General features: G+C 69.9%; 20 protein-coding genes and 1 tRNA gene. 13 read left to right on the top strand and 8 right to left on the bottom strand.

From position 1 onward, the window contains the following. Positions 1–163 precede the first annotated feature (163 nt). The 5 genes from ACFQ6X_RS28525 to ACFQ6X_RS28505 are packed head-to-tail and all read left to right on the top strand — an operon-like array spanning position 164 to position 4,190. On the top strand, positions 164–2,209 hold the full coding sequence (locus ACFQ6X_RS28525; protein ID WP_383185539.1) for an ATP-binding protein: 2,046 nt from the start codon (positions 164–166) through the stop codon (positions 2,207–2,209). Then, positions 2,206–2,640, top strand: a complete 435-nt coding sequence (locus tag ACFQ6X_RS28520; protein WP_329205269.1) for a roadblock/LC7 domain-containing protein — start codon at positions 2,206–2,208, stop codon at positions 2,638–2,640. The genes ACFQ6X_RS28525 and ACFQ6X_RS28520 overlap by 4 nt, the downstream gene beginning before the upstream one ends. A 2-nt stretch (positions 2,641–2,642) precedes the next feature. Then, positions 2,643–3,014: a DUF742 domain-containing protein gene (locus ACFQ6X_RS28515; protein WP_099175472.1), complete on the top strand. Its 372-nt coding sequence runs from the start codon at positions 2,643–2,645 to the stop codon at positions 3,012–3,014. Further along, a complete protein-coding gene (locus ACFQ6X_RS28510; protein WP_383185537.1) occupies positions 2,992–3,612 on the top strand; it encodes an ATP/GTP-binding protein in 621 nt (206 codons plus the stop codon). The genes ACFQ6X_RS28515 and ACFQ6X_RS28510 overlap by 23 nt, the downstream gene beginning before the upstream one ends. Next, a complete protein-coding gene (locus ACFQ6X_RS28505) occupies positions 3,609–4,190 on the top strand; it encodes a GAF domain-containing protein (RefSeq protein ID WP_383185535.1) in 582 nt (193 codons plus the stop codon). Before ACFQ6X_RS28510 ends, ACFQ6X_RS28505 begins: the two co-directional genes overlap by 4 nt. Before the next feature lie 9 nt (positions 4,191–4,199). On the opposite strand, the gene ACFQ6X_RS28500 is transcribed toward ACFQ6X_RS28505, so the two are convergent. Next, positions 4,200–5,225: a LacI family DNA-binding transcriptional regulator gene (locus ACFQ6X_RS28500; RefSeq protein WP_383185534.1), complete on the bottom strand. Its 1,026-nt coding sequence runs from the start codon at positions 5,223–5,225 to the stop codon at positions 4,200–4,202. 243 nt (positions 5,226–5,468) lie between these two features. Here ACFQ6X_RS28500 and ACFQ6X_RS28495 point away from each other — a divergent pair, with 243 nt between their 5' ends. From ACFQ6X_RS28495 to ACFQ6X_RS28485, 3 genes are read left to right on the top strand one after another with little or no spacing between them, the layout of a single operon-like run. Further along, complete coding sequence (locus ACFQ6X_RS28495) at positions 5,469–6,332, top strand: ABC transporter permease (protein ID WP_329205264.1); 864 nt, start codon at positions 5,469–5,471, stop codon at positions 6,330–6,332. Between the two features lie 25 nt (positions 6,333–6,357). After that, positions 6,358–7,377, top strand: coding sequence for an ABC transporter substrate-binding protein (locus ACFQ6X_RS28490; RefSeq protein ID WP_383185532.1), 1,020 nt, complete (start codon positions 6,358–6,360; stop codon positions 7,375–7,377). Continuing rightward, entirely contained in the window at positions 7,374–8,207 is an 834-nt protein-coding gene (locus ACFQ6X_RS28485; RefSeq protein WP_383185530.1) for an ABC transporter ATP-binding protein, read from the top strand. The genes ACFQ6X_RS28490 and ACFQ6X_RS28485 overlap by 4 nt, the downstream gene beginning before the upstream one ends. A 74-nt stretch (positions 8,208–8,281) precedes the next feature. On the opposite strand, the gene ACFQ6X_RS28480 is transcribed toward ACFQ6X_RS28485, so the two are convergent. After that, positions 8,282–9,001, bottom strand: coding sequence for a TetR/AcrR family transcriptional regulator (locus tag ACFQ6X_RS28480; RefSeq protein ID WP_383185528.1), 720 nt, complete (start codon positions 8,999–9,001; stop codon positions 8,282–8,284). A gap of 149 nt (positions 9,002–9,150) precedes the next feature. On the opposite strand from ACFQ6X_RS28480, the gene ACFQ6X_RS28475 reads away from it, so the two are divergent. Continuing rightward, entirely contained in the window at positions 9,151–10,098 is a 948-nt protein-coding gene (locus tag ACFQ6X_RS28475) for an NAD-dependent epimerase/dehydratase family protein (protein ID WP_383185526.1), read from the top strand. A 56-nt stretch (positions 10,099–10,154) separates the two neighbouring features. Here ACFQ6X_RS28475 and ACFQ6X_RS28470 read toward each other — a convergent pair whose 3' ends face one another. Both ACFQ6X_RS28470 and ACFQ6X_RS28465 read right to left on the bottom strand, forming a co-directional pair. Next, entirely contained in the window at positions 10,155–11,012 is an 858-nt protein-coding gene (locus ACFQ6X_RS28470; RefSeq protein WP_383185524.1) for a sugar phosphate isomerase/epimerase family protein, read from the bottom strand. Between the two features lie 4 nt (positions 11,013–11,016). Beyond that, positions 11,017–14,514, bottom strand: coding sequence for a ThuA domain-containing protein (locus tag ACFQ6X_RS28465; protein WP_383185522.1), 3,498 nt, complete (start codon positions 14,512–14,514; stop codon positions 11,017–11,019). Positions 14,515–14,712: 198 nt separating this feature from the next. On the opposite strand from ACFQ6X_RS28465, the gene ACFQ6X_RS28460 reads away from it, so the two are divergent. Beyond that, positions 14,713–15,084 carry an MmcQ/YjbR family DNA-binding protein gene (locus ACFQ6X_RS28460; protein ID WP_383185520.1) on the top strand — a complete coding sequence of 124 codons (372 nt, stop codon included), beginning with the start codon at positions 14,713–14,715 and terminating at the stop codon, positions 15,082–15,084. 7 nt (positions 15,085–15,091) lie between these two features. On the opposite strand, the gene ACFQ6X_RS28455 is transcribed toward ACFQ6X_RS28460, so the two are convergent. Together ACFQ6X_RS28455 and ACFQ6X_RS28450 are read right to left on the bottom strand one after the other, a co-directional pair. Continuing rightward, positions 15,092–15,991 (bottom strand): transketolase family protein, encoded by a 900-nt coding sequence (locus tag ACFQ6X_RS28455; protein ID WP_383185518.1) that lies wholly within the window; start codon positions 15,989–15,991, stop codon positions 15,092–15,094. 62 nt (positions 15,992–16,053) lie between these two features. Then, complete coding sequence (locus ACFQ6X_RS28450; protein WP_383185516.1) at positions 16,054–16,758, bottom strand: transketolase; 705 nt, start codon at positions 16,756–16,758, stop codon at positions 16,054–16,056. Positions 16,759–16,886: 128 nt separating this feature from the next. Here ACFQ6X_RS28450 and ACFQ6X_RS28445 point away from each other — a divergent pair. Further along, a tRNA-Pro gene (locus tag ACFQ6X_RS28445) sits at positions 16,887–16,960 on the top strand. A 121-nt stretch (positions 16,961–17,081) separates the two neighbouring features. Here the strand turns inward: ACFQ6X_RS28445 and ACFQ6X_RS28440 are convergent. Further along, positions 17,082–17,492 (bottom strand): ATP-binding protein, encoded by a 411-nt coding sequence (locus tag ACFQ6X_RS28440; RefSeq protein ID WP_383185514.1) that lies wholly within the window; start codon positions 17,490–17,492, stop codon positions 17,082–17,084. A 143-nt stretch (positions 17,493–17,635) separates the two neighbouring features. After that, positions 17,636–17,992 (bottom strand): hypothetical protein, encoded by a 357-nt coding sequence (locus tag ACFQ6X_RS28435; RefSeq protein WP_383185512.1) that lies wholly within the window; start codon positions 17,990–17,992, stop codon positions 17,636–17,638. A gap of 269 nt (positions 17,993–18,261) precedes the next feature. On the opposite strand from ACFQ6X_RS28435, the gene ACFQ6X_RS28430 reads away from it, so the two are divergent. Together ACFQ6X_RS28430 and ACFQ6X_RS28425 are read left to right on the top strand one after the other, a co-directional pair. Next, on the top strand, positions 18,262–18,417 hold the full coding sequence (locus ACFQ6X_RS28430) for a hypothetical protein (protein WP_383185510.1): 156 nt from the start codon (positions 18,262–18,264) through the stop codon (positions 18,415–18,417). 159 nt (positions 18,418–18,576) lie between these two features. Next, complete coding sequence (locus ACFQ6X_RS28425; RefSeq protein WP_383185508.1) at positions 18,577–19,581, top strand: YdcF family protein; 1,005 nt, start codon at positions 18,577–18,579, stop codon at positions 19,579–19,581. Positions 19,582–19,586: the final 5 nt, after the last annotated feature.

Here is a 19,586-nt window from a genome sequence, read left to right as displayed (position 1 = left end):
GCACGGCGGACACGGGCGATACGCGACTACCGTGTGTTGCCGGTGATCAACGGTGGGCTCATATCGGTCGGGCCTGTCCAGCCGTTGACCCAGGCCTGCCCGACCACCGTAGGTGTCACCACATGAATGCCGATTCCTGGTGCCCCACGTACCGAGGACGATGATGTCTCAACTTCGCGCACCCACCGCGCGACCGGAACGCCGCGAGGGCGGACGGCACGGCCGTCCGGGTGGCCGTTCGGGTAGCCGATCGCACTCGGCCGCGAGCAGGCCGCGCGCCGCGCAGCCCGCCCCCGACGCCCGCATGCGACCACAGCTGCTGCGGACGGCCGTGCTGCCCGCCGTCGCCGCCGTGCTGAGCGGGGCAGCGGCCGTCATCTTCACCATCCGGTCCTCCGGCGTGCGCCCGTCCGGCAGTCTCCTGGCGGCGCTCGGCGGATCCGGGGCGCTGGCCGTCGCCGCCGTGGCGGCGGCCTTCCTCGGCGCGAACCGCGTCGTCACCGGGGTCCTCGACCGCTGCCTCGCACTCCGGCGCGCCAGCGCGCAGAGCGACGCCGATCTGCAGCGGCTCGTGGAGCAGCTCCGCAACGGCGAACCCGTGCCCGCCCGGCGGACGCCGTCCCCCGCCGCTCCCGACGCCGACGCCTTCGACCTGCTCGCCCAGGAACTCGGCCGCTCGCAGGACGGGGCCGTCGCGGCCGTCGTCCAGGCTTCGCAGCTCTTCAACAGCACGGGGAACGAACAGAAGGTCGAGGTCTTCGTCAACCTGGCCAGACGACTGCAGTCCCTCGTGCACCGGGAGATCCAGATCCTCGACGAGCTGGAACACGAGGTCGAGGACCCCGACCTGCTCAAGGGCCTCTTCCACGTCGACCACCTCGCCACCCGTATCCGCAGGCACGCCGAGAACCTCGCGGTTCTCGGCGGCGCCGTTTCGCGGCGCCAGTGGAGCAATCCGGTGACCATGACCGAGGTGCTGCGCTCGGCGATCGCGGAGGTCGAGCAGTACCCGCGGGTCAAACTGGTGCCGCCCATCGACGGCACCCTGCGCGGACACGCTGTCGCCGACGTGATCCACCTGCTGGCCGAACTCGTGGAGAACGCCACCGTGTTCTCCGCCCCGCACACCCAGGTCCTGCTCCGCGCCCAGCGGGTCACCGCGGGGCTCGCCCTGGAGGTCGAGGACCGCGGGCTGGGCATGCCGGGCCCCGAGCAGAAGCGGATGAACGCGCTGCTCGCCGACCCCGACCAGGTCAATGTCGCCCACCTGCTCCAGGACGGCAGGATCGGGCTGTTCGTCGTCGCGTCCCTGGCCCGCAGACACGGAATCGCCGTACGCCTGCAGAGCAACATCTACGGCGGCACGCAGGCGGTACTCGTGCTGCCGCAGGTACTTCTTGGCATCGACGACGAGACCGCGGCGCGGGAAGGCGGCGCCCCGGTTCCGCCGCTCGGAGCCGTACACCGGCCCCCCGCCCAGGACGCGGCCCCGCTGCCCCCGGCGGCGGCCCAGCACCCACTGCCACAGGCCGCCCAGGCCGCCCAGCCCCCACTGCCCCAGGCGGCTCCGGCCCCACCGCGGCTGGACCAGCCGCCCCGGCAGACACGGCGCGCAGGAGAGGGGCCTCCGCTGCCGCTCCGTGCCGAGCGGGTCGACGGCCCGAATCCCGCCGCGTCCCCGCCCGGCACAAGCCCCTTGCGGGACAGCGACGCACATACCGGAGTGGCGGCCCCGCACCGGGACCGCGCGGTGGCGGCCACGCGTGCCCCCGGTGCCGTCGGCGATGCACCGGGCCGTCCCCAACTCCCCAGGCGCAGCAACCAGGAGCACCTGGTGCCGCAACTGAGGGAGGCCCCCGTCCCCCGTACCGAGGACGAGGACGTCCTGCACGACCCGGGCCTGATGGCCGCCTTCCGGCGCGGGGTCGACCTCGCCGAGGCCCAGTCGGCCGAGGACCCCGAGCCCGTACCCGCCCACGACCCCGCCGACGGCTCCCCGCCGCGCGCGACGCCGGACACCCGGCCCGTGACGACGCCAGGTCACTTCCCGTCCGTCGGTGCGCAGCGGACCCACGCCCCTGCCCCGCTGCCGGTCCGCGGCCTCACGGCGACGCAGGCCGGTGCCGAACCGCCCGCGGAGGGCTTCCTGGGCCTCCAACTGCCCGATTCGGATCCACGAACCGAGAACACCTTCAAGGAGTCACCATGACGAGCGACATGCCGTCCGGTCAGGTCTCGGACCTCGACTGGCTGCTGAGCGGGCTGGTCCAGCGCGTGCCCTACACGCGCAGCGCGGTCCTGCTCTCGGCCGACGGCCTGGTGAAATCCGTCCACGGCATGGACGCCGACAGCGCCGACCACATGGCGGCCCTGGCCGCGGGTCTGTACTCCCTCGGCCGCAGCGCCGGCGCCCGGTTCGGTGACAACGGCGATGTGCGGCAGGTCGTGGTCGAGCTCGACTCGACGCTCCTGTTCGTCTCGACCGCCGGATCCGGAACCTGTCTCGCCGTCCTCTCCGGCCGTGAGGCGGATGCCGCCGTGCTCGGCTACGAGATGGCCATGCTGGTCAAGAGCGTCCGCCCGTACCTGGCGACCCCGCTCCGGCAGACCGCCGGGGCACCGTTCACCCCGGGGCTGTGAGAGTGCCGGCCCCGCAGGACGGGCCGTTGCTCGACGACGCGGCCGGCCGGCTCATCCGCCCGTACACCGTGAGCAACGGCCGCACGCGGCCGACCACCGTGCTCGATCTGCTGTCCCTGGTGATGGCGACGGGGAGCGAGCCGCAGGTACACCTCGGCCCCGAGCACACCGTGGCGCTGGAGCTGTGCGGCGGCCCGACCTCCGTGGCCGAGATCGCCGCGCATCTCCGGCTGCCCGCCGTCATCACCAAGGTGCTCCTGTCCGACCTGGTCGACTGCGGCGCGGTCACCGCGCACGCCCCCGCATTCCATGACATGCCCACCGACCGATCCCTGCTGGAGGCAGTGCTCGATGGTCTACGACGACAGCTCTGACAGCACCCGAGGCTCCGAATACTTTCCCGTGGCCCTCAAGGTCCTGGTCGCGGGGGGTTTCGGCGTCGGCAAGACGACGTTCGTGGGCGCCGTCAGCGAGATCGCGCCGCTGAGCACCGAGGAGTTACTGACCCAGGTCAGCGTGGGGACCGACAATCTCGAGGGCATCGAGTCCAAGACGGCCACCACGGTGGCCATGGACTTCGGCCGGATCACGCTGTCCGACCAGCATGTGCTCTACCTCTTCGGCACGCCCGGCCAGGAGCGGTTCTGGTTCATGTGGGACGAACTCTCCAAGGGCGCGCTGGGAGCTGTCGTGCTGGCCGACACACGCCGGCTCGCCGAGTGCTTCGCCGCTGTCGACTTCTTCGAGCGGCGAGGCATCGGATTCGTCGTCGCGGTCAACGAGTTCGACGGTGCCTACCGCTACGAACCCGACGAGGTGCGGTCCGCACTCGACCTCGGACCCGAGGTGCCGGTTGTGCTCTGCGACGCCAGGATCGCCAGCTCGGGCACCGGGGCGCTCGTCACCCTGGTCCAGCACCTCATCAACGCCACCGCCCCGGCGCCGCTCTCCGGTTTCGGGGCCCGTACGTGATCCCTTACGGGACCGAACGGCCGCTGCTCACACCGGTCGACCGGGACGGGCCCGCCAGGGTCGCACGGCTGCGCAGGCTCGGGCTGGGGGAGCGCACAGACACGACGTTCGACAGCTTCGACGCCTTCGCCGACAGGGTGGCCGAAGTGACAGCGACGCCGTTCTCGATGGTCAACTTCATCGATGAGAACCGGCAGTTCTTCGCCGGGCTGCACACCCCGGCCGGCAACGGAAAGGGGTCCGGCCTCGGTGCGGTCGCAGCAGGCAGTGGCCGCAGGATCCGCCATCTCGCCAGGGACCACGGCTACTGCCCGCACGTCCTCGTACGGCGCAAGGCCCTCGTGCTGGAGGACGTCTGCGACTACCCGCGCTTCGCCGGCAATCCGGTCGTCGACGACATGGGGATCCGCTCCTACCTCGGAGCTCCGCTGATCGACCGCACGGGGATCGCGCTCGGCACGGTCTGCGCCGTCGACACCGTGCCGCGCCCCTGGGGCCGGGCGGGGCTGGACACCATCAAGCTGCTGGCGCGCGAACTCGTCGGTCAGATCGACCGCAGGGAGGGCGCCCGCGGCTGAACCGGCCGGTCACCCCGCCGGCGGCCGGCCCGTACTGGCACGCAGGACGACCTCGCCCTCGACGCGGACCACCCGCGAACGGTGCTGCCAGCCCCCCGGTTCGCGCAGCGCCAGCGCGATCACGCTCTCGCCCATCGCGGTGAGCGGCAGCGCCACCGTCGTGAGCGGCGGCGACAGTTCCCGTACGAGGGGGATGTCGTCGAACCCCGCCAACGACACGTCCCCCGGTACCTCCAGCCCCTCCTCCCGGAGCGCGGCCAGCGCACCGACGGCCATCACATCGGTCACCGCGAACACACACGTCGGCCTCGGCCCTTCGCGGGCGAGCAGCCGGCGCGCGGCCTCATGGCCGCCCTCCCGGGTGAACGCGCCCTCCACGACCACCTCGAGAGCGATACCCGCCTCCGCGAGCCCCTCCCGGAATCCCGCGAGCCGGTCGGAGACCGTCGTCAGCGACGGAGGTCCGGTGAGCACCGCGAAACTCCTGTGCCCGAGCGCCACCAGCGACCGTGCGAGCGCGGCCGCACCCGCACGGTTCTCCGGCTGCACGGTGTCCACCCGCAGACTGCGGTGCCGGCTGACCACGGCGACCCGGCCGCCGACGCGTACGTAGGGTGCCAGTTCGGCGTCCATGGCGCGCTCCCACGCCCGGTCCTGGAAGCCGGAGCCGATCAGCAGGATCGCCCGGGCCCGCTGGGCCCGCAGCATGGACACGTACGCGATCTCCCGGGACGGTTCACGGAAGGTCGAGGCCAGCATCACCAGGAGGCCCTGCTCGGCAGCCGCCCGCATCACGCCGCTGGCCACCCCGGCGAAGTACGGGTCGCTGACGTCGTGACAGATGACGCCCACCGTACGGTTGCTGCCGGCGCCGGCCAGAACCTGGGCGTGGGCGTTCGGGATGTAGCCGAGCCGGCCGGCCGCGGAGCGCACCCGCTCCCGCAGGTCGTCACGGACCCGGGTGGTGCCGTTGAGCGCACGCGACGCGGTGGCGAGCGAGACCCCGGCCTCGCGGGCCACGGCGTCGAGGGTCACATGCGCCGTTCGTACGCGGTCCGGCGGAACCGGCCGGTCCGGTGCTTCCCGTTCACTCAACTCGACCCCCGAGGGTGCGGTGGTGGCAGAGCCCCGAACTTCGGGACGACCTATTGACCCTGCGCGCCATGAGTCATTAGCGTGGCCAGACCTTACCAGAAAGCGCTTTCTGAAAGCGCCTTCTCAGGCACCTGAAAATTACCCGGCAATCCCCAACCCGCCTACGAATGCAGGGAGTTTGCAGTGAGCCAGAGCGCTTTGGCCAAGAGCCCCGCAGAGATCGCGGGAGTCACCCGGCGAGCGGGGCCCTCCGTGGGGGAGCGGCTCGCCCGCGCGGCCGAGCAGAGCTGGCGTCCGGTCGCGCTGCTGCTGGCGTGCTTCGCCGTCTGGTGGGTGATCGCGGCGGCCGAGCTCGTGGAGCCGTATCTCGTACCGTCACCCGGCGCGACGCTCGACGTGCTGACCGGCAAGACGAGTTACCTGTGGCAGCACACCTGGGTGACCACCTACGAGACGCTGCTCGGCTTCCTCATCGCGGTGGCTGTCGGCGTACTGGCTGCCGTGATCATGGTCTACTCGTCGACCGTCGAGCGGACGCTCTATCCGATCCTGCTCTTCGCGCAGGTCGTCCCCAAGATCGCGATCGCCCCGCTGTTCGTCGTCTGGCTGGGATTCGGTATCGCGCCGAAGATCCTCATCGCTGTCCTCATCGCCTTCTTCCCTGTGGTGATCTCCATGGTCACCGGGCTCAAGGCGGTCGACCCGGAGATGCTCCAGCTGTCGGCGACCATGGGCGCCAAACCCTGGCAGACCTTCGTGAAGATCCGCTTCCCGGCCTCGCTGCCGCACCTCTTCTCGGGGCTCAAGGTCGCGGTCACGCTGGCCGTGACCGGCGCGGTCGTCGGCGAGTTCGTCGGCGCCAACGAAGGACTCGGCTACGTCATCCTCCAGGCCAACGGCAATCTCGACACCCCGATGCTGTTCGCCGGGCTGCTCGTGATGTCCCTGATCGGCGTCGTGCTCTTCGTCGCCGTCGAGATCGCCGAGAAACTCCTGCTCCCGTGGCACGCCAGCCGCAGGGAAACCTCTGCCACCACCTCGTACTGACCTCGTCGTGAGAAGGGCCAAGCCCATGCATGCGCGCAGACTCCTGATCGGTGTCGTCCCCCTTGTCCTGATGGTCACCGCCTGCGGCGGGAACGATCCGGCGACCACCACCAGCGACTCCGGCAAGAAGCTCGACCAGGTCACGCTGACACTCAACTGGTATCCGTACGGCGAGCACGCGCCGTTCTACTACGGCAAGCAGCAGAAGATCTTCGAGAAGCACGGCATCGACCTGAAGATCCAGGCCGGCCAGGGTTCGCAGAAGACGGTGCAGGCGACCGCCGCCGGGCAGACCGACTTCGGCTGGGCCGACACCCCTGCCCTGCTCGCCGGGGTCGACAGCGGCGTCAAGGTGAAGAGCCTCGGTGTCTTCCTCCAGACCACCCCCGCCTCGGTGCAGTCCTTCGACGCCAAGGGCATCAAGACGCCCGCGGATCTGAAGGGCACAACCATCGCCGGCACCGCGGGTGACGCACTGTCGAAGACCTTCCCGATCTTCCTGAAGAAGAACGGGCTGAGCGATTCGGACGTCAAGGTCCAGAACACCGACCCGGCGGGCAAGATCGCCGCGGTGATCTCCGGGAAGACCGACGGTCTGCTCGGATATGCGAGCGACCAGGGCCCCACCATGCAGCACAAGGCCGCCAAGCCCGTGTCCTATCTGCGCTTCTCCGAGCACGGGCTGAACTTCTACTCCAACGGCCTGCTCGCCGGTCAGAAGATCCTCGCGTCCCAGCCCGATCTCGCCAAGCGCATGGTGCAGGCGGTCAGCGAGTCCTGGGCCGCGGCGGAGAAGGCTCCGGAGCCCGCCGTCAGCTCGATGGAGGGTGCCTCGGAGCAACTGCCGCCGAAGACCGTCCTGGCGGAGCAGTTCGCCACGACGCTCACCCTGCTGCACACCGCCTCGACCCAGGGCAAGGCGCCCGGAGTCAACACCGACGCCGACTGGCAGCAGACCGTCGACGTCTTCGCCGAGGCGGGAATGGTCAGCAAGCCCAAGGCCGTGTCGGACTACTGGGACCAGAAGTCGGCGCTGAAGGGATGACGATGTCGAAGGAGGACGCGAGGACGCGACAGCGGGCGACCGACGGAGCCGCGCAGGGCACCCCTGCCGTCGGACTGACCGACGTCTCGGTCAGGTTCCGCGGCAGGGACCGCGACGTCACGGCGGTCCAGGGGGTGTCGCTCGATGTGGCGCCGGGCGAGTTCGTCGCCGTCGTGGGCCCCTCGGGATGCGGCAAGTCGACCCTGCTCAAGCTGGTCGCCGGACTGCTGAGCCCGTCCGCGGGTGACGTCCGGGTCGGCGGGGAGCAGGTCAAGGGGCCGCGCCACGACATCGGTTACGTGTTCCAGCGCGCCGCTCTCCTCGAATGGCGCTCCGCGCTCCGCAACATCCTGCTCCAGGCCGAGATCAGGAAGATGGCTCCGGCCGTGGCACGCGAGCGGGCGGACGACCTGATCCGGATGACGGGCCTCGGCGGCTTCGAGAACGCGTACCCCCACGAGCTGTCCGGGGGGATGCAGCAACGGGTGGCCCTGTGCCGGGCCCTGCTCCACGAACCGCCGGTGCTGCTGATGGACGAACCGTTCGGCGCGCTGGACGCACTGACGCGCGAGCAGATGAACATGGAGCTCAACCGGATCTGGCGGGAGACCGGAACCACCGTGATCCTGGTGACGCACTCGATCTCCGAGGCGGTCTACCTGGCCGACAGAGTGGTGGTGATGAGTCCGCGTCCGGGCACCGTCGCCGAGATCATCGAGGTGGGTCTGCCCGCCGAGCGCGAGTACAGCGAGACCCTCGGGCGCCCGGAGTTCCACGCGGCGGCCACGCACATCCGCGATCTGCTGGGCGCGGCCTCGGCGCACGACTGACACGGAGCGCCGGGCCGGGGGAGCACCCTGGTCCGGCGCCCGCACGTGCCTGCGGCCCTGCCCCGGACACCGGTTCAGGACAGCGCGAACGCGTCCGCCAGCACACCCATCTGCGCGGTGAGCAGGGTGTCGCCGTGATGCCCCATACCGGCGAACTGGCCCGCCGCCTCCAGTCCCACCGAGCCGTGCAGCTGGGCCCATACGAGCACGGCGCCCGCCAGCGCGCGCGCAGGCGTGTCCCCGGCCGCGTCCGCCGCGTACTCGGCGACCCAGGCGCCCACCGCCTCGTCGGTCGCGAGCCAGGCCGCCATCTCCGCCACCAGCGCGGTCACCTCCGCCCCCGGATCCCCTTCCGCGAAGACCGCCAGGAACGGCCCGAGGACCGCGCGTGCCCGGTCCCGCGTGTCGTCCGGGGCCACATAGCCGGGTACCGGTGCGCCCTGGATCAGCAGATAGCGGTGCGGCTCGGCCACCGCCCAGGCCCGGTAGGCCGTGGCGAGCGTCCGCAGCCGCTCGCGCGGGCCCTGCGCGGCGGCCGAGGCCTCGGCCGCCGCGCCTGCGACGGCCGTCGCGGCGTCGTCGTACGCATCCCTGATCAGGGCGCTCAGCAGATCGTCACGGCTGGCGAAGTACCGGTAGAGCGCCGGGCCCGACAGTCCCATCTCCTTGGCGATGCGGGTCAGTGCGAGCGCGCCGACACCTGACTCGGCCAGCTGCCGCAGGGCCGTTTCCTTGATCTCCGACCGGGTCTGCTCCCGGTACCTCGCGCGCGGGCCCTGCTGGGCTGAGGCCATCCCCGGCTCCTCGATCCTCGTCGACTGCTATCTGCACTCACGTTCGTTACGGAGTCTAACAAGAGGGATTGTGATTCATCATCGCAGGAGTTACAGTCTCTAACAGTTGCAAGAAGTCGTAGCAGTCCATCGAGGCGAAGGAGCCCACCATGACCGCCGTATCCGACCTCCACACCGTGCTCGGCGCCGGACCGGCCGGCAGCGCACTGGCCCGCGAGCTCGTCACGCGGGGCCACCGGGTCCGGCTGGTCGACCGGTCCGGGACGGGCCCCGAGACGGAGGGCGTCGACCGGTTCGCCGCCGACGTGGCCACCGCGCGAGGCGCCCGCGCCGCCGTGGAGGGCGCGGCCGTCGTCTACCACTGCGTCAACGTCGGCTACCACCTCCAGGTCGAGGTCATGCCGCGGATCCAGGAAGCCGTCGTCGCCGCCGTCGAGGCGACCGGCGCCCGCCTGGTCGTTCTCGACACGCTCTACCCCTACGGACGGACGCACGGAGCCGTGATGACCGAGGACACCCCGTGGAACGCGACCACCCGCAAGGGCGTGATGCGCGCCGAGCTGGACGCCCGCTACCTCGCGGCGCACGACGAGGGCCGTATCCGTGTCGTGCTGGGCCGGTCCGCCGACTTCGTGGGCCCCGGCGTCCTCAACTCCACGCTGGGCGGCGCCGTCTTCCCCGCCGCGCTCACCGGGGGAGAGGTCCCGGCACTCGGCGACATCGATCTGCCGCACAGCTACACGTACATCGGGGATGTCGCCGCGGGACTCGCCACCCTCGGCGAGAATCCGGACGGTGACGGACGGGTCTGGCACCTGCCCACCGCTCCGGCGCTCACGACCCGGCAGATCCTCGCCATGACCGAGGAGCGCGTCGGCCGCCCCCTGAACATCACGGTCGTCGGCGAACCCCGTCCGTTCGGCCCGTTCGACGAGGTCTTCATGGCGGAGTACGCCGAGATGTTCTACCAGCACACCGAGGGGCAGACGCTCGACTCCTCGGCGATCGAGGAGGCGTACGGGCTGGTCCCGACGCCGCTCCCGGAAGCCCTGGACGCCACCCTCGCCTGGTACGGGGAGCTGCTCGCCGCTCACTGAGAACGCGGACCGGCCCCGGGGGTGAACGCTCCCCCCGGGCCGGTCCGCGCCGCGCCTCAGTACCGCAGTCGCGACAGATACGTATAGCTGGCAAGAGCCGAGGCGAACGGGTCAGCCGGCGCGTCGTGCTCCACCAGCCACTGCTTCACCCCGCCCCGCCGCGCCGTGTCGAACATCGCCGGGAAGTCCAGCACGCCCGACCCGACATCCTCGAAGCCCCCGTCGGGCGCCATGTCCTTCACATGGAGTGCGGGGAAACGCCTGGGATGGCGTACGAAGAGCTCACCGGGAGCCGAGGCCCCGCCGTTCGCCGCCCAGTACAGGTCCAGCTCGAATCCGACCAGTTCGGGATCGGTCTCGGCGAGCAGGATGTCGTACAGGCTCACCCCGTCCACGACCTCGTGATCGCTGCCGTGATTGTGGTAGAGCAGCTTCAGACCGGCCTCGCGCGCGACCTGTCCCACTCTGTTGAACTCCCGGGCCACTTCCCGGTATCCGGCCGGCGAGTGCAGGGATCCCGGCAGGCTGGGCACCACGATCCACCGGCCGCCGAGCGTGTGGATGTCCTCCAGCGCCTGCGGCAGCCCCGCTCCCTTCACGATGTCGTACGCGACGTGTTCGAGGACTGCCTCGAGCCCGGTCCCGTCGAGCATGCGGCGGATGTCAGCCGCACTGTTGCCGTGCCGCCCGCTCACCCCGACCGTGGCGTAGCCGATCTCGGCGAGCCGCTCCAGGGTGCCCCCGAAGTCCGTGGCCAGCGGTGTACGCATCGTGTACAGGTGCATACCGATGCCGGACGGGGGGATCCGCCTGCGGCAGCCGGACGGTGCGGCCGACGCCGTCCCCGTACCCACTGCCGCGGCTGCGGCGACGCCCAGGGCCGAACCGAGAAACGCTCTCCGTGTGCCGTTCATGCCGTCACTGACCTCCACTCACGTCGATCCGGACCGATCCGGTGCTGGTGTCGCCCTTGTCGTCGGTCACCGTCAGATGGGCGGTGTACGCACCCGCGCGGGCATAGGTGTGCGTGGCGGTCGCGCCCTCCGGGGTGGCCGGATCCGTGTTGTCGCCGAAGTCCCAGTGGTACGAGGCGATCGTGCGCCCGCTCACCGGCTGGACCACACTGCTCAGCGACACCGCGAGCGGCGCGCCACCGCCGGCAGGGGCCGCCTTCACACCGACCTTCGTACCGGGCTTCTTCTCCACGCCGGAGCCGTTGAAATGCAGCCAGTCGACCGCGAACAGATCGGCCTTCTCGCTGCTCCACCCGGGGTTGGTGAACACCGCGTAGAGCTTGGTGCTGCTGCCCGGGTTCGCGAGGGCCGTCGTCGGCGACACGACCGTGCCCCAGCCGCCGGTGTTCGGGACGGTCACCGAGCCGAGGAGCCGGCCGTCCGGTGAACCGGCCCGGAATTCGACCGTCCCGCCGAGACCGCCGGAAGCCGCACCGACCGTCACCGACGTGATGTTCTTGAGGTTCACGGGATCGAAGGCGACCCAGTCACCGTCCTCGATCTCCGTCAGCCGCTTGCCGCCCGAGGCGTCAGCGCGGTCGGCGACCACCACTCCGTCGTGCGTGCCTCCGGTCGACGTGAAGTGTTCGGCCTCCCGGAACGCGGTGCGCAGCGTCAGTGAGGTCGAGCCGGTGAGCGCGGGGGCGTCCGGGGCACCCTTGTCCGTGTACTGCGCGGTGATCCCGTAATAGAGGTTCTGGCCCGGGCCGTGGCTGTCACCGGCATCCGTGACGATCTCCCCCGTGCACCCCGTGTAGTTGTCGAGAGGGTGCAGATGCGTGTCGTGGCCGAGCTGGGACTGCACCACGACCCGTGAGCAGTCGATCGGCGCGTCCCGGCCGTCCTCCTTGTCCTTCACCTTCACGGTGAAGGGAATGGTGTCACCGAAGCTGAACATCCCGCCGTCCGGCGGCTGTTGGATCATCACCTGCGGTCTGTTGTTGCCGACGGTGATGTCCTGGACCGCGAGCGCCGTCAGACCGCCCGGCCCGGTGACCGTGAGGCGCGCCGTGAACAGGCCCTTGGACCGGTAGGTGTACGAGGGGTTCGCCTCCGTCGAGTCGGTGCTGCCGTTGCCGTCGAAGTCCCAGGCGTACGTGACCGGTTGCTCGCCCGGGAGTCCGGATCCGGCGCTGGAGAACGCGACGGTCAGGGGTGCGGAGCCGTTGTCCCGGTCGGTGGTGATCTTCGCGTCGGGCAGTCGGCCGTCACCGACGTAGTCGATGCGGTAGATGCCCGCGCCCTCGTTGCTGCCGCCACGGCCCGTACCGCTGCCGAGCCCGAAGTCGATGACGTACAGCGCCCCGTCCGGGCCGAAGTCGGCGTCGAACGGCTGGTTCCACTCCATGTCCGCGAAGACGCCGTTGATGGACTGGAGATCGCCGGCCGCCACAGGGGCGAACCTGGGATCCGAGAACGTCTGTCCCTCCCGCTGGAAGGAGAAGGTCTTGAACCAGCGGCGGGTCAGCTCGTAGTTGAGCCACTTCCCCTCGAAGTACTCGGGGAACTTGGTGCGGTAGGTGTTCTTCGGGTCGTAGTCGTAGACGGGACCGCTCATCGGGCCGCCGCCCCCGGTGCCGAGCTCCGGGAATTCGGCGGACGCGGAGTAGGCGTACCAGACGGTGGCCGGCTGGGCGGGTGGCAGTTCGCGCAGACCCGTGTTGTTCGGCGAGTCGTTGACGAGCGCGTCGCAGTCGAAGGCCGGACCCGAAGTCTTCGTCGTGAAGTCGTAGTCGTTGAAAGGGGTGTTGTTACCCGTGCAGTACGGCCAGCCGAAGTTCCCCGCCTCGGTGATCCGGGTGTACTCGACCGTCCCCTCGGGTCCCCGTCCCGCGACGGCCTGCCTGGCGTCGGGGCCGTAGTCCGCGACCATCAGCGCACCACTCAGCGGGTCCGTCGTGATCCGGAACGGATTGCGCATGCCCATCGCGTAGATCTCCGGGCGGGTCCTGTCCGTGCCCGGTGCGAAGAGGTTGCCCTGGGGCACGGTGTACGTGCCGTCGTCCTGCGGAGTGATCCGGAGAACCTTGCCCCGCAGGTCGTTCGTGTTGCCGGAGGTGCCCTGTGCGTCCCAGGCGCGGCGCCCCTCGCCCTCGTCGATGGGCGCGAAGCCGTCGGAGGCGAACGGGTCCGTGTTGTCGCCCGTCGCCGCGTACAGATTGCCTGCCTTGTCGAAGGTCAGGGAGCCGGCCATGTGGGAGTTGGCCCTGCCCTCGCCGCGCAAGGTCGGAATGGTCAGCAGGCGCTTCTCGGACGCGGGATCGACGGTGTTCCCGGAGACGGTGAAGCGGGAGAGGTTGAGCCGTTTCTCGGTCTTGTCGGAATGCAGCAGATAGAGCCAGTTGTTCTCGGCGAACCCAGGGTCAAGGGTGAGGCCGAGGAGTCCGTCCGACTGGCTGGTCATCTCCGGTGTGTATGCGAAGTCCAGTGCCGTGGACACCTTCATGGTCTCCTGGTCGATGACCTTGAGCTTTCCGGTGCGCTGGGCGAAGAACACCCGCCGGTCGGGGGCTACGGCCAGCTCGAACGGGTCGGCGAGATCGCTGGTGGCCAGCGGAGTGCGCTGGAACGAGCCCGTCCGGGTGGCCGTGCAGTCGCCCTCCTTGGCACCCGCGGCCCATTCGATGCCGCCCAGCAGATGCTTGACGAAGCCCTCCTCCTGGAAGGCCGAGGCCGCATGGCCGCCCGCGGTGAACCAGGAGCGGCCGCCGTCGTAGTTCTGGCACCAGGACCACGGATGGTCCACACCCTCGTCGAGGCCGTCGATGCCGTCGCGCACCTTGATCTGCGCGAGTGTGTGCACCTTGGAGGTCGGATTGGTGCGCCAGTTGTACCACTCCTCGGTACGTTCCCAGAGGTCGGGAAGGTCCTTGGTGGACGGGTGCGCGTGGTCGAGGACCTTGACGCGGCCGGTCTGCACCGCCGGGTGCTGGTCGAAGATGGCGCCGACGAGACCCTCGTACCAGTCCCAGTCGCGCTCACTGGCGGACGCGGCGTGCAGACCGACCCAGCCGCCACCCGCCCGGATGTACTTCTGCAGGGCGGCGCGCTCATCGGCGGTCAGCAAGTCACCCTTCTCCGGCGTGGAGTTGGTGTTGTTGAACACGATCGCCTGGAAGCGGGCGAGATCCGTGTCGTTGAAGACGGCCGAGTCGTCCGTCGCCTCGACCTCGAATCCGTTCTCGGCGCCGAGTTTTCTGACCGCTTCGATCCCGGCGGGAATCGAGTCATGGGTGAAGTTCGTGACCTCGGAGTACACCAGGACACGGAACGGCGCTGCCTGGGCTCTTGGTGGCGACGCCACGAGAAGGCCGAGGATCAGCGCCAGAAGCGCGGTGAGGGCGATGAGGGGCGGGGGGAGGGTGCGGGACGCGGGACTGCTCCGTAACGGGCGGCTGCTCATTGGGCGCTCCCTGTGCGGTTGAAGCCGACTGTGGGGTGTAGAAAGCGCTTTCTGGAGTGCGTTGTTCAGAGTAGGTTCACGTCTTCGGCGGGGTCAATGGGTCGGCAGCGCTCGGTGGGACTTCCCGTGATTGTCGGTGCCGGGCGCTACGGTCGGATCGACCGCAGCCGCTGGAACTCACCGGATCGGGGACCGTCGATGCCCACCACCGCCGACGACGTACGCACCATCGCGCTGGCCCTGCCCGACACGGCCGAGAAGCTCGCCTGGGGGCAGCCCACCTTCCGGGTGGCGGGCAAGATCTTCGCCGCGCTCGGCGACGACGACACGACCATGGGTGTGAAGTGCCCGGTCGAGGACAGGGCCGAGCTGATCGCCTCCGAGCCGGAGAAGTTCTTCGTCCGCAAGGGCCACGACGACAACTACGCCTGGCTGCGGGTGCGGCTCGCCGCCCTGGAGGACGCGGTCGAGCTGACCGCCGTCCTCACCGACTCCTGGCGGCAGGCCGCCCCGCGCAAGCTGCTCGACGCCCACCCGGAGCTGAGCGTTCCGCCCGCTGCCGGCGGCTGAGGGGTACTCAGGAGGACAGGAACTCCGTGATCCGCTGCCGCAGGCCGCGAGGATCCAGGCCGTGCGCCGCCAGGTGTTCCGCCTGCTGTCCGTACCTGCGCAGTTCGGCCCGGCCCACCCCGAGCCCGAGGACGCGGTGGGGCAGATCGACGAGTGCGTCGCCCGCCGCGGCCGTGGACGTACCCGCCAGGTAGGGCTCGACGACCACGACGTCGGCGGTGGGGCCCGCGCCGGCCGCCCGGCGCAGTCCCGCCGCGTCGAAGGGCCGCACCGTGGTCGCGTACAGCACGGTCACATCCAGGTCCTGCGTCGCCGCGAGCACGTTGTCGAGCATCGGTCCCACGGCGATCACCACGCCGCCCGTTCCTTCCCGGACCGTGCCGAAGCCGGTCCCGCCGACGGGGCGGCCCTTCCCGTTGGACTGGAGGGAGAGACGCACGTACACGCGGCCGTCCGCCGCGACCGCCTGCCGCACGAGCGCCTCGGCCTCGTCCGGGTGGCCCGGCACGTGCACCGTCCAGCCGTCGAGCGTGTCCAGGAGGGCGATGTCGCCCGGCGACATATGGGTGAAGCCCCCGGCCGGCCAGTCGTACGAGGCCCCGGCGCTGACCAGTACGCCACCGACCCCCTGGTGCCCCAGGTCCAGCTTCACCTGTTCGAAGGGCCGCTCCACGAGGAAGCTGGCGAACGTGTGCATGAGCGGCCGCATCCCGGTCAGGGCCATTCCGGCTCCTGCCCCGATGAGCAGCTGTTCCCTGATCCCTACGTTGATCACCCGGTCCGGGTGCGTCCGCTCGGCCCGGTCGAAGCCGTCCCGGCTGATCTCGGCGAGCACCAGGGCGAGGCGGGGGTCCTCGTCCAGCAGTCGCGAGGTGGTGGCGATGAACCGGTCACGCATGGTGTCCATGGAAGTGTCTCCGTTGTCCTGTCTCGGCGTCGTCCTGCTCGGGGCGGCGCGGGGCGGGGCGTTCAGTGCTTGGGCGTCACGCGGGCGATCACGGCGTGCGGCCTGCCGGGATGCGGCGCGGTGAAGGCGTCGTACAGCGCCTCGTGGTCCCGGCCGTCCACGCTCAGGACCGACCAGCCGGCGGCCTCGAACCGTGCGGCGATGCCCCCGGGCCTGGCGTGGGAGGCGGAGGCGTTGTCGATCACCAGGGTGTGGAGCTGTTCGAGGCCGGCCGGGCCCGCGTAGGCGATCGCCTCGTGATTGCTGCCCTCGTCCAGCTCGGCGTCCCCGGTCAGGACCCAGACGCGCGGGTCGGTCAGGCCCTGCGCCCGGAGCCCCAGCACGCTGCCCACGGCCAGGGGGAGCCCGTGTCCGAGGGACCCGCTGCCGATCTCGGCCCCCGGCACCAGCAGCCGGTCGGGGTGGTGCCCGAGCGGTGAGTCGTACGACCCGAAGCCGGGGAGGAGCTCCTCGCCGAAGAAGCCGCGTGCGGCCAGCACGGCGTAGTACGCCATCGGCCCGTGGCCCTTCGAGAGCAGGAGCCGGTCGCGGTCGGGGGCGTCGACGGTGCCGGGTGAGACCCGCAGCACCCGGTCGTACAGCACCCAGAGGGCGTCGAGTGTGGAGGTCGCGGCGGGCCCGTGCTTCTCGTCACCCGTCATCAGGCTCATCAGCCGGTTCAGGTCGCTGTACCCGTGGACCGGCGCGGCGGCAGTCGTGTTCGTCATGCCGCCAAGCGTTGAACATCAAGCATGGTTGAGGTCAAGGGACGGAAACGGTTCGTGACCACCCGTCCAAGTGCGGTATTGTTCTCATGCGCGTTCGGCCAGGGGAAAAGACCAGGTCAGACGGGCAACGGGACGTGGCGCAGCTTGGTAGCGCACTTGACTGGGGGTCAAGGGGTCGCAGGTTCAAATCCTGTCGTCCCGACTCGAAAGAGTCGCAGGTCAGAGGCCGTATCGGAGTGATTCCGGTGCGGTCTTTCGGCTTTCCGGGACCGTTTGCGGACCGGGCCTCCGTGGTGCACCTCGACGTGGATCGACGGGTCGGGTCAACGGCTGAGGACGGCACGTACGCACTTGCCGCCGTGCCCGGAGAAATTGACGGTGACCGTGCGGGCGAGAGCGCGGACCAGGGGCCAGCCGAATCCGCCTCCGCCCCCGACCAGGTCCGGCGGGCGCTCGCGGGGTGGTGCGTGGCTGGGGTCCCGCACGACGATCTCCAGCGTGACCGGGTCTGCGGTCAGGCTCATCGCGGTGAGACCCCCCGCATGCCGTAGCGCGTTCGTCACCAGCTCGGAGACCACCAGAGCCGCGTTGTCGACGCACTCCTGGGTGGGGGCGGGCGACAGCTCCGAGAAGAACTCGCGCATGTCGTCGCGCGCTTGTGCGGCCGTGGCCGGACACGTGGTGCGCCGGGCGGGTTCGGTTCCCCGTTCCCTCGTGATGTGCGGCCGACTCATGTTCTGAACCTCCTTCGCTACAACGCTTTGCTCCGGTGAATTGCTCCTGCCCCGATCGCGAGGGGGCTAACTCATCCGGTGTCGGCTCGGGAGACTCACGTGTGGCGGTGACCGAGGTGGTGGCCGGCGAACCGGGCGCGCTGTCAGTGGACCTGGACCTCACCCAGGAACCAGCCGTTGACGGCCGCGAGACCGATGCGGAACAGCCCGCCGTGCTCGGGGAAGACCGATCCGGCGCCGACGACCTTGCCGCCGTTCAGATGGATGTAGTTGCCGAACCGCTCGGGTTGTTCCTTCTCCCACGTGAAGTCGGCGGAGAAGACACTCGCGCGGCTCCCGGAGTCGGCGAGTTGCTCGGCGATGTGATCGGCCCACACAGCATGCGGCACCACCTCTCCGGTGATGGTGGTGCCGTTGACGACCAGAGTGATCGGCAGGGAGAGCCCCTCCGTCTCCACTCGGTCGGTCAGCCTCTTCAGCAGGGGATCAACATCGCTCATGCCCGGAACAATAGCCCCGCGCCGGCACCGCGGCCCACCCCGGAAACAAGCTCGGGACCGTGCCGCACAGGGCCCGCGAAGTGTGCGTGCATGGGTGGCCGGGAGCAGGGCACACGGGGGGAGCACGACAAACGTCCTGCAGCCGCCGATCCCGCGACGGCCAGGACTCCACCTGGCACCGGTTGCGCGGCTGGCAGGAACAGGGTGCTGCGGGCCTGTCGAGTGCAGAGCCCGTACGCACCGAAGCAGACGTGAAGATCGGAATCGAAATGATTGTACTTGGCGTCATATTGCTCCTCATCGGCATGCTCGTCGGTGTCTCGTTGCTGACGACGGTCGGTGGCGTCCTCGTGGTCGTCGGTGCGGTCCTGTGGATCCTCGGCGCGAGCGGACGCGCGGTCGGCGGGCGCAAGCACTACTTCTAGAGCCCACCCGCTGCGAGGGCCGGGGCCGGCGGAGTTGTCCATCCGCCGGCCCCGCAGTGCCGACCGGCCCGTTCGACCTCTACGGTGACCCGCGCGGATCAGCGCCTTTGCCGCCCTGCCGGCCCCGGTACCGCCTTCGCGCCCGCCTACCATGTGCGCATGGTGGTCTACGCTCCCGCGGTCCTGTTCTTCCTTGCCTTCTGCGTCGGAGTACTGCGAGACCGCCGCCGGTTCAGCAACGCCGTGTTCCTGGGCCTCGCAGGAGTGTTCGCGCTGTCCGCCTGGCTGGTCGAACTCATTCGGGAGGACGAGCAGTTGGGCAGATCAGTTGTCGTCGGGCTCCTCGGCCTCGCGACGCTGGGCATCATCGTCCTCTCCGGATTTCTGGTGTCCAACGGTGTGACCATGATCCGCAAAGAGGGGCGAAGTCCGGCGAACCTTCTGTCACTGCTGGGAGGAATCGTCCTGGTGGGGCTGCTCGCGCTGCTGGTTGCCGCGTGGGTCCTTCACACCCGCACGTTGCTGATCGTGGCGGGGACGGCCGTCGCCCTGGCGGGATACGTCGGGTTCCTCTTCCTCTGCTTCATCTCTTACGCGTTCCTCTACGGGCGTCTCCACATTCGCCGAAAGGCCGACTACGTGGTGGTTCTCGGCTCGGGACTCGTGGGCGGTTCCTCGGTGCCCCCGCTGCTGGCCGGCCGTCTCGAACGGGCCCGTGCCGTCCACGCCAGGCTCTCCGTGCGAGGGAGGCAGCCGGTGCTTCTCACCTCCGGCGGTCAGGGGCCGGACGAGGACCTGCCGGAGGCGCACGCGATGGCCGACTACCTGGTGGAGCGCGGGTTTCCGGCTGAACTGGTCGAACGTGAGGACCGCTCGGCATCGACCGAGGAGAACCTCAGGTTCAGTAAATCGATTATGGAGAAGGCGAATCCGGACTACCGCTGCGTGATCGTCACGAACAACTACCACGTGTTCCGTGCGGCGATGACCTCGCGGCGGGTCGGAGTGAGAGGCCACGTGGTGGGCTCTGCGACAGCCTCGTACTTCTGGCCCAGCGCGATGATCCGTGAGTTCGTCGCGATCTTTCTCGCCTACCGGCGCACCAACCTCGGTATCTGCCTCGCCCTTCTCCTCGGCGGCGCGATCATCTGGTGGATCCGATGAACCCT

This window comes from Streptomyces sp. NPDC056452, assembly GCF_042796085.1.
Lineage (GTDB): Bacteria > Actinomycetota > Actinomycetes > Streptomycetales > Streptomycetaceae > Streptomyces.
Note: the sequence above shows the minus strand (reverse complement) of the source record. Positions and strands in the feature narration are given on the sequence as shown.

What these genes read in the sequence shown, in the direction of transcription:
- ACFQ6X_RS28525 (WP_383185539.1), top strand. Translation starts at nt 164, where the DNA reads ATGTCTCAACTTCGCGCACCCACCGCGCGACCGGAACGCCGCGAGGGC.
- ACFQ6X_RS28520 (WP_329205269.1), top strand. Translation starts at nt 2,206, where the DNA reads ATGACGAGCGACATGCCGTCCGGTCAGGTCTCGGACCTCGACTGGCTG.
- ACFQ6X_RS28510 (WP_383185537.1), top strand. Translation starts at nt 2,992, where the DNA reads ATGGTCTACGACGACAGCTCTGACAGCACCCGAGGCTCCGAATACTTT.
- ACFQ6X_RS28490 (WP_383185532.1), top strand. Translation starts at nt 6,358, where the DNA reads ATGCATGCGCGCAGACTCCTGATCGGTGTCGTCCCCCTTGTCCTGATG.
- ACFQ6X_RS28485 (WP_383185530.1), top strand. Translation starts at nt 7,374, where the DNA reads ATGACGATGTCGAAGGAGGACGCGAGGACGCGACAGCGGGCGACCGAC.
- ACFQ6X_RS28480 (WP_383185528.1), bottom strand. Translation starts at nt 9,001, where the DNA reads ATGGCCTCAGCCCAGCAGGGCCCGCGCGCGAGGTACCGGGAGCAGACC.
- ACFQ6X_RS28475 (WP_383185526.1), top strand. Translation starts at nt 9,151, where the DNA reads ATGACCGCCGTATCCGACCTCCACACCGTGCTCGGCGCCGGACCGGCC.
- ACFQ6X_RS28470 (WP_383185524.1), bottom strand. Translation starts at nt 11,012, where the DNA reads ATGAACGGCACACGGAGAGCGTTTCTCGGTTCGGCCCTGGGCGTCGCC.
- ACFQ6X_RS28465 (WP_383185522.1), bottom strand. Translation starts at nt 14,514, where the DNA reads ATGAGCAGCCGCCCGTTACGGAGCAGTCCCGCGTCCCGCACCCTCCCC.
- ACFQ6X_RS28460 (WP_383185520.1), top strand. Translation starts at nt 14,713, where the DNA reads ATGCCCACCACCGCCGACGACGTACGCACCATCGCGCTGGCCCTGCCC.
- ACFQ6X_RS28455 (WP_383185518.1), bottom strand. Translation starts at nt 15,991, where the DNA reads ATGGACACCATGCGTGACCGGTTCATCGCCACCACCTCGCGACTGCTG.
- ACFQ6X_RS28450 (WP_383185516.1), bottom strand. Translation starts at nt 16,758, where the DNA reads ATGACGAACACGACTGCCGCCGCGCCGGTCCACGGGTACAGCGACCTG.
- ACFQ6X_RS28440 (WP_383185514.1), bottom strand. Translation starts at nt 17,492, where the DNA reads ATGAGTCGGCCGCACATCACGAGGGAACGGGGAACCGAACCCGCCCGG.
- ACFQ6X_RS28435 (WP_383185512.1), bottom strand. Translation starts at nt 17,992, where the DNA reads ATGAGCGATGTTGATCCCCTGCTGAAGAGGCTGACCGACCGAGTGGAG.
- ACFQ6X_RS28430 (WP_383185510.1), top strand. Translation starts at nt 18,262, where the DNA reads ATGATTGTACTTGGCGTCATATTGCTCCTCATCGGCATGCTCGTCGGT.
- ACFQ6X_RS28425 (WP_383185508.1), top strand. Translation starts at nt 18,577, where the DNA reads ATGGTGGTCTACGCTCCCGCGGTCCTGTTCTTCCTTGCCTTCTGCGTC.